Raw genomic sequence first — 11,827 nt, forward strand, 5'->3', positions numbered from 1 at the left:
ATGAGTGCCTACAACGCGAACCTGCGCGTCTGGCGCGGCGATGACACCGGCGGCGGGTTGGAGGACTACACCGTCGAGGTGAACGACGGCGAGGTGGTGCTCGACATCATCCACCGGCTGCAGGCCACCCAGGCCGGCGATCTGGCGGTGCGGTGGAACTGCAAGGCCGGCAAGTGTGGATCCTGCTCGGCGGAGATCAACGGCCGCCCGCGGCTGATGTGCATGACCCGGATGTCGACGTTCGATCCGTCCGAAACCGTCACTGTGACGCCGTTGCGGACGTTCCCGGTGATGCGCGATCTGGTGACCGATGTGTCGTTCAACTACGAAAAGGCCCGCCAGATCCCGTCGTTCACGCCGCCCAAGGAGCTGCAGCCGGGCGAATACCGGATGCAGCAGGAGGACGTCGAGCGCAGCCAGGAATTCCGTAAGTGCATCGAGTGCTTCCTGTGCCAGAACGTCTGCCACGTGGTGCGTGACCACGAGGAGAACAAAGAGGCGTTCGCGGGGCCGCGGTTCCACATGCGGATCGCCGAGCTGGACATGCACCCGCTCGATGTCCTCGACCGCAAGGACATGGCCCAGGACGAGTTCGGGCTGGGCTACTGCAACATCACCAAGTGCTGCACCGAGGTGTGCCCGGAAAACATCAAGATCACCGACAACGCGCTGATCCCGATGAAGGAACGGGTCGCCGACCGCAAGTACGACCCGATTGTGTGGCTGGGCAACAAGCTGTTCAGGCGGTAGCTGCCGCGCAGCATCGAGATCAACGAAATGGTCGTTCCCCAGCTCAGGGAACGACCATTTCGTTGTTTTGGAAGTCAGATCGGAGCCGACTGGAGCGTAGGCTCAAGAAAAGCAGCCAATCACCGTCGAAAGGCAGCTCCATGAGCATGGGACAGACTCACAGCGTCACCGAGATCCGGACCGCGATCCGCGAACTGTCGGTCCGGGCCGACCTGGCCCGCAAAGAGGGCAGGCCGGGCGATGCCGGCGAGATCGAACAGCGCATCGCCAAGTATCGCGAGGAGCTCGCCGCGCGGCCGTGACCCGCAGCAGCCGCGCCGTTACGCGCCGAGCTTGCGGAACGTGCTGCGGTGGAACACGATTGGTGCCACATCGGCGTTGACCGTGATGTCGCTGACGCGCAGCACCACGATGGTGTGATCGCCGGCCTCCACCAGCTGCTCGATGGCACTCTCCAGCCACACGCTGGTTCCGTGGATGAACACGGCGCCGGATTCGCGTGACTCGGTCTCCAGCCCGGCGAACCGGTCCCCCGTCTTGGCCGCGAGTGTGCGGGCCGCCTCGTCATGGGCTTCGCCGAGCACGCTGATCCCCAGCGACGGCAGGTCCTTGAGCTTGGGCCAGGTGGTCGAGGAGTTCTGAACGCAGAACGACACCAGTGGCGGGTCCAGCGACACCGGCACGAAGGTGCTGGCGGCCAAGCCGACCAGAGTGCCCTCTACCTCGGCAGCGATCGCGATGACACCGGACGGAAAGTGGCCGAACGCTTCACGCAGCGACGTCGGGCTCAGTTCTGTTGCACTCATAACACCTCCATCTTCACACAGCGTCGTGTCACACCTGCTCCGCCCGTCCATACCCCTGAGCGGCGGCGACGTCCGGGTGCGCTCGCACCCGGCTCTTCCACGCATTGCGGCCGTACACCGGATAGATACGGTCGTTCGACGGGTCGACACTCACGCCCCGGGCATGGGCCGCGAGTTCGTCGGGCAGCGTCAGCACCGGCAGGCTGGCGTCGAGCCGGGGATTGAAGAAGTACGGCACCGAGATGCGCTCAGCGGTACTCACCTGCACCCGGTGCTCGGTGGCCCGCAGGTACCCGCCGCTGGCGATCTCGAGCATCTCACCGATGTTGACGATGAAAGCGCCCGGCAGCGGATCGACGTCGATGTAGGCGCCGTCGCTGCCACGGACCTGCAGACCTCGGGTGCCCGGCTCAGCCAGGAGCAGGGTCAGCACCCCCGCGTCGCGGTGTGCCCCGACCCCCTGGTCGGTCTCGGCCTGCGCCGGGTACCGAACGATCTTGATCAGGGTCGCCGGGGTGTCGGCGAACGCGGCGTCGAACACGTCTGGGTCGGCACCGAGGCCGGCGGCCCAGCGCTGTAACAGCACGCGCCCGACCCTGGCCAGTTCGGCATCCCACTGCGCGATGACCTCGGGGAGCTCCGGCAGACCCGCAGGCCACTGGTTGGGGCCCTGCAGCCGCAGATAGTCCTGATCGGGGTCGGCCACCGGGGTGCGCTCAGGTCCGATATCGATCTGTTCGCGCCAATCGACCCGTCCGCCGGTCAGCTCGCCACCCAGCCGGGTGTAGCCGCGGAAATGCGGGCTGTTGGTCATCGCCACCGCATCCTTGGCCGCCTGCGGCAGCGCGAACAGGCGGCGGGCGGCAGCCAGCAGCCGGTCCGACAACTCGGTCGCGACCCCGTGGCCGGTCAGGTAGAAGAAGCCCACGTCGTGAGCGACCTGGCGCAGCCGCTCGGGCGCATCGTTCAGATCGACGACCGGCAAGGCCGTCCGCACAGACGTCACGGGCTCCATCATCGTCGCGACCAGCGGTATCGGCCAGGGTCGCAATCTCGCTGAACACAACCCGGAGCCCGGACGGTAAGTTGGCGCCCATCATGTGGATTCCGCTTCTCGTGATGGCCGCCGCCGTCAGCCTGGAGCCGTTCCGCATCGGCATGACCATCCTGATGCTCAACCGGCCGCGGCCGCTGCTGCAGCTGCTGGCCTTCCTCATCGGCGGTTTCGCCATGGGCACCACCGTCGGCATGATCGTGCTCTTCATCCTGCGGCCCGCCCTGGGATCGGCCCATTTCACCCTTCCCAGAGTGCAACTGGCGGTCGGCGCACTGGCGCTGCTGGCTGCGGCCGTGCTGGCCGCGGGAAGGCCCGCGAGCATGTTCGGGCCGAGACCCGACCGGGAACCCGGACCACTCATGACGCGCTTACGGCAGGTGCTGGGCGGCCACTCGCTGTGGACGGCAAGTGTTGCGGGCCTTGGTATCGCGCTGCCGTCGGTCGACTATCTCGCCGCGCTCGCGCTCATCGTCGCCTCCGGTGCCGCGGCGGCCACCCAGCTGGGCGCCCTGCTGCTGTTCAACGTGGTGGCGTTCGGGCTCGTGGAAATCCCGCTGATCTCCTACCTGGTGGCCCCGGAGCGCACCCGTGCCGCGCTGTCGGCACTGCACGAGTGGCTGCAGACCCAACGCCACCGCAAAGTCGCCGCCGTGGTGGCCACGGTCGGCGCGGTGCTGGTCGTCGTGGGGCTCGTCGGTCTCTGAATGTGAGTCGGCGATGCCGATCCCACAGGCGGATTACCGCTCGGGAGCAGAACGTATCGCGCGACAAACAGCGTCCAGCGCCATGAGGCGGACGGTGTCGACATCGGCTTCGACTTCACCCGTCGCCACGGCCACGAACCCGTCGCCGTCGTATCTGGTGTGCGGGGGCGTGAGAGCACGTGCCAGTCCGTCGTGGGCACCCTGAGCGACCACGAAGCATGCCGTCTTGTCCAGTCGCGCATTGGATATCACGACACCGATCGTCGTATGGACACGATCGGACGAGTAGGTGAACGGCGGCTCCAGATCCGCAACGCTGTCGAGGCTCACCGGCGTGTTCCCGCGGTCGACATCTCCGTACGCGTTCACCGCGCACAGCGCACCCACCACCAGATCTCCCAAAACGGTTTCCGCGTACCGGATCCCACCGGGTTTGCGGTGGCCTTCGCCGCGCCAGTGCGAGGTGAAAGCACCGACCCCGGCCCCGATCTGCCCTACCGCGAAGTCGGGACCGGATGCCGAGGATGCGGCCTGGTATCCGTTCTCGGCCGTCGGACGAACCGATGAGTTGCCGACTGCCAGATCGAAGAGAGCCATCGTCGGAACGATGGGAACGAGCCCACCCGGAGTGGACACACCGCGTTGCTGTTCCTCGAGGAACCTCATCACCCCGTCGGCCGAAGCCAGACCGAAGGCCGATCCCCCGGTGAGAAGAACGGCGTCGATCGACGTAACGGCCTTGTCCGGGGCCAACGCGTCCAAATCGCGCGTCGCCGGTGCACCGCCGCGGACCTCCCGTGACGCCACGGCGCCACGGGGAAGCAGAACGACCGTGCATCCGGTCAACGACGTCTCATCGGTCCAATGACCAACGGACACCCCAACCAACTGCGTGACTTGCGAGTTGAGTACCGACATCGTCCCAACGGTACTGACGGACCAACCGTGCGCTCAGGCGTCCAAGCGCGTGAATTCGTCCTGCCGGTACTGCTCGACGCAGGCGGCGCGCCGGACCTTGCCGCTCGTCGTCGTCGGAATCGACCCCGGAGATACCAGCACCAGGTCTCCGACATTCAGCCCGTGCGCGTTCGAGATCGCGGAGGTGACGTCGCTCTTGATCTCCTTGAGCCAGTGCACCGCCTCTACCGTGGACTCTCCCCGCTTCTTGACCTCGATAACGGTCACCAGCTTCTCGGTGCTGTTCACCGGAACCGAGATCGCCGCGACCCGGCCGCCGGTGATCTGTTGGACCGTCGCCTCGATGTCCTCGGGGTAGTGATTGCGCCCGCGGATGATCAGCAGATCCTTGATGCGCCCGACGATGAACAGATCGCCCTCGGAGACGAAGCCCAGATCACCCGTCTTCAACCATGGTCCGGCAGGCGTGCCCGGTGTCGGGTCGGCGAGTGTGGCGCCGAAGCACTGCTGCTCCTCCGGTGACCTGCTCCAGTAGCCGGCCGCGACGTTGTCGCCGTGGACCCAGATCTCGCCGACCACGTCCTGCGCGCATTCGGTGTTGGTATCGCTGTCGACGATGCGCACCACAGGTGAGTGCGGCAGGCTGTATTTGACCAGCGGAGTGCCGGTTCCGGCGGCACACCGCCGTACCCGGCCCGCGGACAGTTCATCGACGTCGAAGTGCGCGGCCTCCGTCGACTCACTCCACATGCCGGTGGTCACGAAAACCGTTGCCTCGGCAAGCCCGTACGACGGACGCAGCATGTGGTCCCGAAAGTTGAAGTGCGCGAACCGGTCTGTGAAACGTTCCAGGGTCGCCGGTTCGACGCGCTCGGCGCCGTTGATGATGCCCACCACCCCGCCGAGGTCCAGACCGTCGAGGTCCGCGTCCTTGGTCTTGCGGGCGGCCAGATCGAAGGCGAAGTTGGGCGCCGCGGAAAAGGCGTGGTGATTCTCGGCCAGCGCCCGCACCCATCGGGCCGGCCGCTCCAGGAACGCCAACGGGCTCGTCAGCACAGCGCGGTAGCCGCTCAGGATGGGTGCGCAGACGCCCAGCACCAGACCCATGTCGTGGTAGAAGGGCAACCACGACACGATCGTCGCATCGTTGACGCGTTTGACGTGCGCATCCGCGAAGAAGCCCCGCATCAGCTGCTCGAAGTTCTGCTGGACGTTGCGGTGCGAGATCATCACCCCGGTGGGCAGCCGGGTCGAACCGGAGCTGTACTGCAAATACGCCGTGGCGGGGAACTCGGTTGTGCCGCTCTCGAACCCGTCTGTGTCATCGGCATCCAGGTTCAACGCATCGATCGCGACGATCTTCGGCGCGGTGCTGAGCCGCGACTGATCCACGTAATCCCCGACGTCCTCGGCAACCGCGGACGTCGTCAGGACGATCGACGGTTTCGTGTCGATGAAGACGGCACTCACGCGGTCGTGACTCGAGCCGCGATGGGGCATGGGAAGGGGAACCGCCACGAACCCGGCCTGCATGGAGCCCAGGAACGCCAGGATGTACTCGAGGCCCTGCGGGGCCAGAATCACCGCCCGGTCACCGACCGACCCGTGAAGACGGATCTCGCGCGCCACGTTCATCGTCCGGCGTGACAACTGCGACCACGTCAGGGTCTCGTCGACACCCGCCGGGTCGGCGGTGTAATCGGTGAAGGTGAAGGCCACGTCGTCGGGGCGCATGCTGGCACGTCCGTGCAGCATCGAGAGAATCGATGACTGGGGGGTAGACATCATCACGTCACGTCCGTAACTCGTCGAATCCATCAACTCGGAAGGCGCCGTCAGCCCGCGCCGTGGGGGTTCAGCACCGACAACGCGGCATTGGCAAGCTCCGACATCGGATCGGTGCCGCCGCCGAAGGTCGCCTCGTTGGCCGGTGCGGTGACTTCCGCAGGGTCGAACCCGTGCACCGGGTCCACTGTGATCGGCGCCGTCGCCGGATCGTCGTTTCGCGAGTACCCCGCATCGACCATGGGCAGGAGTACCGCGTCCAGTTGGTTGAGCGTGTTCTGGTCATATCCGAGGTATTTGAAGGGCAACACCAGCGGAAGGTGCTCTTCGGGAACCATGTAGGTCGTCGTGGTCGCGCCCTTGGAGTTGACCGTCGTCCTGATGTTCTGCGCCGGCACATTGCTCGGATCGGTGAACGCGATCGCGGTATGACCGGTGGCCAGACCGGCGATGGCGTTGATGACGCTCATCCAGTTGTCGGGCCGGTCCGGCCAGTCGGCGATGCTGTCATAGGCGGAGATGTACTGGTCGGTGTGGTACTGGCTCTCCACCGGAGCCGGGATCCGGTAGTCCATGAACGGCACGACGCTCCCGACGGGGAAGTTCTGGGTCAGGAAGCTCTCACCGAAGGGATGCTTGGCGATCGGGTCGCCGAAGGTCGCGAAGCTCAGTTGGTCCGGCGGCGGAGCAGTCGGGTCATTGGCCAGTCGCGCCTTCACGGCGTTGAGCACGAGCGCTCCCTCGGACAGCCCCATCGCTGTTCCCTTGCCACCGTTGCGGACGGCTGTTTCGAGGTTTCCTTCTCCCTCGTCGACCGACTCGCCGATGCTGGGACCATCGAGACCGATGCCGGGATAGAACTTCTCGCCGAGAGCACCGATCCCCGGGAAGAATCGTTCCAGGGTGTGCCCCTGAACCTGACCGGCCGGGTAGTCGACCTTCGTCCGCTTCATTCCGGGGAACCACTTCTCACCCGTCATCCGGATGTACTCGTCGTAGGGGATCCCGAGGACGTGAGCGCCACCCAATGCGTACGCGGTTCCCGGGTTCGACGGCGTACCCGCGGCGGGGCCGCCCGGCGGCGGCGTCGGGGCCGGCGTGTCATCGGCCCAGGCATTCCCGAGGACCCCGAAGGATCCTGTGACGCTGGTGGCCATCAACAATGCAAGTCCTGCAAGGAGTTTCTTCATCTCCACGCCCTATCGCCCCGCTTCGTTTCGTAGTCTCACACACATCACGCGAGCGCGCTCACCCGTACTTACGCGTGCAACTTCCTGACTCCTCACGTGCGCAGCCTCCCTCCGGCCGCACGCGACGGCCACCAGTTCGCCTTGCCGACCAGCGCAGCGATGGCGGGCACCGTGATGGTGCGCACCACGAAGGTGTCCAGCAGGATGCCCACGCCGATCATGAAGCCGCCCTGCACCACTATGCCGATGGAGGAGAACATCAGGCCGGCCACCGAGGCGGCGAAGATCAGACCCGCCGCGGTGATCACGCCTCCGGTCGAACTCAAGGTGCGGATGACGCCATACCGCGTGCTGTTCGGCGACTCGTCCCGCAGTCGCGACACCATGAGCATGTTGTAGTCGGCACCGACCGCGATCAGCACCACGAAGGCCAGTGGCGGCACGCTCCAATGCAATTGCTGGCCGAGGAGATTCTGGAACACCAGGACGCTGATACCGAGTGCCGCGAAGTAGGAGACCACCACGGACCCGACGAGGTACAGGGGTGCGATCAGCGAGCGCAACAGCAACATCAGGATCAGCAGCACCACGATGAGGGTCGCGGTCATGATGAACCGGATGTCCTGCTGGTAGTAATCCCGGGTATCCCGAAGTCCGGCCGGGAATCCGCCCATCGATATCGAGGCGTCGGCCAGCGTGGTGTTCGGCTGGGCACCGCGGGCGACGTCCTGGATCTGGTTGACCTGATCCATCGCCTCGGAGCTGAACGGGTTCAGCTTGGTCTGAACCAGATACCGCACCGACCGGCCGTCCGGCGAGACGTACGCAGCGGAGGCCTTCTTGAACTCAGGCAGGCCCAGTACCTCAGGCGGAATGTTGAATCCCGCCTGCGACGGATCCGTGGCCTCGTTGCGCATCGTCAGTAGGAACGACGAGGCCTGGTTCAGGCCGGCGGAGATGACTTTGATCTGTTTGACCAGTTCATCCACGCCACCGGCGACTTCGCGGCTTCCGCCGGCCAGGCGGTTGGCGCCCGACTGCAGATCCTTCAAGCCCGACTGCGGACCGCCCGGCTTGTTCAGCCCCATGGCGTTGACCGCCTTGTTGACGCTGGCCAGGGCCGCGTTCAGCTTGGTGACCGTGGAGTTGAGGGTCTGCTTGTCGTCGCCCGCGCCGTTCAGCTGATGGGCGAGATCGTTGATCTCGCTGAGGCTGCCGGAGTTGTTCTCGTCGACCAGACGCTGGAACTGGATGCGGGTCTCGGCGCAGGACGGGTTGTTGTCGCACACCGCGTTGTTCTGGAGCGCCGCCAGCACCGGCTCGATCCAGCCGAAGATGTTCTTGACCGCCGACAGGTTGTACCCCATGGCGTTGGAGAGCGCGTTGATGCTCTGCACGAGCTTGGCCGCGGTTGCGACGTCTTTCACCAGTTTGTCGCCGCCGTACTCGCTGCGCGCCGAGGAGAACGTGTCGACCACACTCTGGAGGCTGGGCGCGATCTGGTTGATCTGAGCCCGCACGTCGGCGAGGCTGCCGGCCAGCGTGTTGGCCCCGTTCGCCAGCCGGTTGAGATCCCCGGCGCGCTGATCGATCTGCTGGGAACCATCGGCCAGCCGGGTACCGACGATTCCCGCCTGGAACGTGGCCCGGAATTCCGCCGGCACCTCACCCAGGGGGCGGCTGATGCCGCTGACCAGACCGACGTCGGGCAACTGGGCGACGCGCGAAGCCATCTGCTCCAGGTCTGCCAGGCCCTTCGGCGTCCGCAGGTCGTGCGGCGACTGGATGAGGATGTATTCCGGAATCGACTGACTGATCGGAAAATGACGTTCGACCGCGGCGTACCCGATCGAACTCGGTGCCGACGCCGCCACGACCTTGCGATCGTCGTAGTTGTACTTGGCAAAGATCGCAGATCCGGCCAACAAGGCCAAGATGAGCAGGCTGGCGACCAGGTGCGGCACCGGACGGCGCACGATGCGGATGCCTGAACGCCGCCAGAACCGGGCGGTGAGTTCGCGCCGCGGCTTCACCCACCCGCGAGGTCCGACCAGCACCAGGATCGCCGGCAACAGAGTCAGGCCGGCCAGGTACGCGACGGCGATACCGATCGCCGCCGCGATTCCGACCGTCTTGAACACGCCCATCTTGGTGAAGCTCAACAACAGGAACGTCAGCCCCACCGTCGCGGCGGACGCCGTGATCACCTTCCCGATCGACAGCATCGCCGCCCGGACCGCGTCGTCGAAGTCCTTCCCCGACCGCAGATAGTCGTGATAGCGGCTGATCAGGAACACCGCGTAGTCCGTGCCGGCACCGGCCATGATCGCGCTCAGAAATACGACCGATTGGTTCGAGACACCCGCACCCGTCAGCTCGGAGAAGCCCGCCACCAGCGCCTGGGCGATGAGCAGGGACGACCCGATCGTGACCAACGGCAGCAGCATCGTCACCGGACTTCGGTAGACCACCAGCAACACCGCCAGGACCAGGACCGCGATCGCGAGCTCGATCGGCAGCCGATCCTTCTCTCCCGCGACGGTGAGGTCGGCGGCGGTGGCCGCGGGGCCGGTGAGGTGCACCTGCAGCGGGCTGCCGGCCGTGCTGAGTTTGACGATCTCGGAAACCCGGTTGAACGAGTCGATCGCACGCGGGGTCCCCAACTCGCCGACCAGGCCCACCGGCAGGACCCAGGTGGTCTTGTCCTTGCTGGTCAGGAACTGTCGAAGTTGCGGGGTGCCGACGAAATCCTGGACGCTCTCGACGTCTGTCACGTCGTCACGCAGCGCGTCCACCACCTTGCGGTAGGTCGCCTCGTCAGAGGGGCCGAGCCCGTCCTCGTTGATCAGGGCCACCAACAGCAGGTCGTTGTTGCCCGATTCGTGAAAGGCCTCGGTCATCTTCTGCGCGGTGACGCTCGACGGAGCATCACTGGGCAGGATGGCCAGCGGATGCTTCTGGGCCATGTCGCTCAGCGACGGACACGCGAGCGGCAGGGCGACCAGCAGTGCCGCCCAGATCCCGATCACCGCCCAGGGCCACCGCACTACGAAATCGGCTAGCCGTCGCATCTCGCCCTCACCCTCGCGCCGCTTCCATGGCAGTCGCCCTTGTGCTCCTCACGTCCGCGCCCATTTGCTCGCCGCTACGCGACGCGCCCCCAGTGGCCACTGTCAGCAACCCTGGAAGACACCGATTTCATGGCTTCCATGTACCGAGTAACCGACTTCTCGGCAACGGCATTGTCCGGATGCATGATCGCCATGACCGTGCCCTCCCCGTACCTGAATATGTAGATCGTCAATTGGTACGAGAACCGATTGTCCGGGTACATCCCGATGTTGTTCGCGAGGCCCAAGTCACCCGCCGCAAGGATCGCGTTGAGCGGTGCGGCACCACCGTGAAGGAAATTCGAGACCGGAAAGTTCGGCTGCGGCCAATTCAACCACGGCGCCAGCTCGAGTACGCGATAGTACGGCACCCGCGCCATATCCAGGCCCGAATCGAAAGATGCCTGTGCGGCTCCGGCCGCGTCGCTGAAAGAGGTCGCCGCGACCGGCACAACAATCGGGATCAAGCCTGTAAACCAGCCCTGCGTGTTGAAATTGTCGCTGGCCGTGCGGGAATCTCTCGGCGTGAGTCCGTAATACGTCAGCGCGCCGGTGAACTCATGCTCGACCAGGCCGAGACAGGCGAACAAGCCGCCGACGAAACGTGCGCCTGCCGCCGCGCAGGCCGCGTCGAAGCGTTCCGTCTGCGCCGTGTCCATCAGGACCATCGAGCTCCATGCACTGCTGGTCGACTTGTCCGGATTGCCCAGTGGCAGTGGAAATTCCGGAAATCCGTCACTGTTGTTCTCGGCGAACTCGATCCACGCCTGAACTCCCGGCGACTCCAGGGTCAACATGTCCGTGTATTCCCGTTCCCGGACGCAGAAGTCGTCGAAGCTGCCGGGCTCGGGCAACTGAAGAGCATGACCGCTTCCGCTCATCGCGGAATACATGCCATTGGCTTCCATCATCGTCGTGCCGATCAACGTGGCATCGCCGTGCACGTGATCCATGGCCGCGAAGAAAGTGAAGTGATCTTCGTTCTGGATAATTCCGAAAGTGAAGCAGCCCCATTCCAAGGGATTGGGTATGCCCACGACATGGTCGTGTATTTCTTCGACCGTCATGTCGCCTTGATCGACCGGCACGAACTCGATATCATCCGGATTTTCGATCGTTCGCCTAACGAATTTGCCGTCATCGCCCTTTTCGAACCAGCTGCGGAAAGTGTCGTGCCGACGCAGGTAGGTGTTGACCGCGTGGTCCATGGCGGAGATGTCACACTGGCCGGCCACCTCACAGCTCGCGATGATCTGCCGCGAGAAGTTCAGGCCCGCAGCCTTCCGCTCGCTGTAATTTCGAAGATGTTGACTCTGCATGTAGCTAACTGGCACCGAGCTCACAGGTGCCCGATCTGCCGTTTCCTGAGCGGTAGCCGTCGGATGCCAGGACGTGACCGATCCCGGACTCAACGTCCATTCCTCAAGTGCGCCAACAGTTATCTTCCCGATGCGCAAAGCGTCGCCCTCCCGTTCGGCCGGCTGTGGCCGTGATCACCTGTGGCTGC

At 65.1% G+C, this 11,827-nt stretch carries 10 protein-coding genes; 3 read left to right on the forward strand and 7 right to left on the reverse strand.

Annotated features, from left to right (window positions below; translation table 11 throughout):
- Both ACNQVK_RS35575 and ACNQVK_RS35580 read left to right on the forward strand, forming a co-directional pair.
- Positions 1–750 carry a succinate dehydrogenase/fumarate reductase iron-sulfur subunit gene (locus ACNQVK_RS35575; RefSeq protein ID WP_090433701.1) on the forward strand — a complete coding sequence of 250 codons (750 nt, stop codon included), beginning with the start codon at positions 1–3 and terminating at the stop codon, positions 748–750.
- 140 nt (positions 751–890) lie between these two features.
- Positions 891–1,052, forward strand: a complete 162-nt coding sequence (locus tag ACNQVK_RS35580; protein ID WP_409552643.1) for a hypothetical protein — start codon at positions 891–893, stop codon at positions 1,050–1,052.
- Positions 1,053–1,070: 18 nt separating this feature from the next.
- On the opposite strand, the gene ACNQVK_RS35585 is transcribed toward ACNQVK_RS35580, so the two are convergent.
- Positions 1,071–1,556 (reverse strand): flavin reductase family protein, encoded by a 486-nt coding sequence (locus ACNQVK_RS35585; RefSeq protein ID WP_276126276.1) that lies wholly within the window; start codon positions 1,554–1,556, stop codon positions 1,071–1,073.
- Between the two features lie 28 nt (positions 1,557–1,584).
- Positions 1,585–2,571, reverse strand: a complete 987-nt coding sequence (locus tag ACNQVK_RS35590) for an isopenicillin N synthase family dioxygenase (RefSeq protein WP_418034540.1) — start codon at positions 2,569–2,571, stop codon at positions 1,585–1,587.
- An 83-nt stretch (positions 2,572–2,654) separates the two neighbouring features.
- Between ACNQVK_RS35590 and ACNQVK_RS35595 the strand changes: the two genes are divergently transcribed.
- The gene (locus ACNQVK_RS35595) at positions 2,655–3,317 is read left to right on the forward strand and encodes a GAP family protein (RefSeq protein WP_418033540.1); all 663 of its coding nucleotides are present in this window, start codon (positions 2,655–2,657) and stop codon (positions 3,315–3,317) included.
- A 33-nt stretch (positions 3,318–3,350) separates the two neighbouring features.
- Here the strand turns inward: ACNQVK_RS35595 and ACNQVK_RS35600 are convergent, their stop codons facing one another.
- The 5 genes from ACNQVK_RS35600 to ACNQVK_RS35620 form a co-directional block, all read right to left on the reverse strand.
- Positions 3,351–4,235, reverse strand: a complete 885-nt coding sequence (locus tag ACNQVK_RS35600; protein WP_418033541.1) for a P1 family peptidase — start codon at positions 4,233–4,235, stop codon at positions 3,351–3,353.
- A 33-nt stretch (positions 4,236–4,268) separates the two neighbouring features.
- On the reverse strand, positions 4,269–6,023 hold the full coding sequence (locus ACNQVK_RS35605) for an AMP-binding protein (RefSeq protein WP_418033542.1): 1,755 nt from the start codon (positions 6,021–6,023) through the stop codon (positions 4,269–4,271).
- A 47-nt stretch (positions 6,024–6,070) separates the two neighbouring features.
- Positions 6,071–7,210, reverse strand: a complete 1,140-nt coding sequence (gene pe, locus ACNQVK_RS35610) for an acyltransferase PE (protein WP_418033543.1) — start codon at positions 7,208–7,210, stop codon at positions 6,071–6,073.
- 92 nt (positions 7,211–7,302) lie between these two features.
- Positions 7,303–10,281 (reverse strand): RND family transporter, encoded by a 2,979-nt coding sequence (locus ACNQVK_RS35615; RefSeq protein WP_418033544.1) that lies wholly within the window; start codon positions 10,279–10,281, stop codon positions 7,303–7,305.
- Positions 10,282–10,355: 74 nt separating this feature from the next.
- Positions 10,356–11,777, reverse strand: coding sequence for a condensation domain-containing protein (locus ACNQVK_RS35620; RefSeq protein ID WP_418033545.1), 1,422 nt, complete (start codon positions 11,775–11,777; stop codon positions 10,356–10,358).
- Positions 11,778–11,827: the final 50 nt, after the last annotated feature.

This window comes from Mycobacterium sp. 134, from assembly GCF_048282715.1.
In the GTDB taxonomy this organism is placed as follows: domain Bacteria; phylum Actinomycetota; class Actinomycetes; order Mycobacteriales; family Mycobacteriaceae; genus Mycobacterium; species Mycobacterium septicum.

Coding starts and splice junctions, on each gene's coding strand:
- ACNQVK_RS35575 (WP_090433701.1), top strand. CDS start 1: ATGAGTGCCTACAACGCGAACCTGCGCGTCTGGCGCGGCGATGACACC.
- ACNQVK_RS35580 (WP_409552643.1), top strand. CDS start 891: ATGAGCATGGGACAGACTCACAGCGTCACCGAGATCCGGACCGCGATC.
- ACNQVK_RS35585 (WP_276126276.1), bottom strand. CDS start 1,556: ATGAGTGCAACAGAACTGAGCCCGACGTCGCTGCGTGAAGCGTTCGGC.
- ACNQVK_RS35590 (WP_418034540.1), bottom strand. CDS start 2,571: ATGGAGCCCGTGACGTCTGTGCGGACGGCCTTGCCGGTCGTCGATCTG.
- ACNQVK_RS35595 (WP_418033540.1), top strand. CDS start 2,655: ATGTGGATTCCGCTTCTCGTGATGGCCGCCGCCGTCAGCCTGGAGCCG.
- ACNQVK_RS35600 (WP_418033541.1), bottom strand. CDS start 4,235: ATGTCGGTACTCAACTCGCAAGTCACGCAGTTGGTTGGGGTGTCCGTT.
- ACNQVK_RS35605 (WP_418033542.1), bottom strand. CDS start 6,023: ATGATGTCTACCCCCCAGTCATCGATTCTCTCGATGCTGCACGGACGT.
- pe (WP_418033543.1), bottom strand. CDS start 7,210: ATGAAGAAACTCCTTGCAGGACTTGCATTGTTGATGGCCACCAGCGTC.
- ACNQVK_RS35615 (WP_418033544.1), bottom strand. CDS start 10,281: ATGCGACGGCTAGCCGATTTCGTAGTGCGGTGGCCCTGGGCGGTGATC.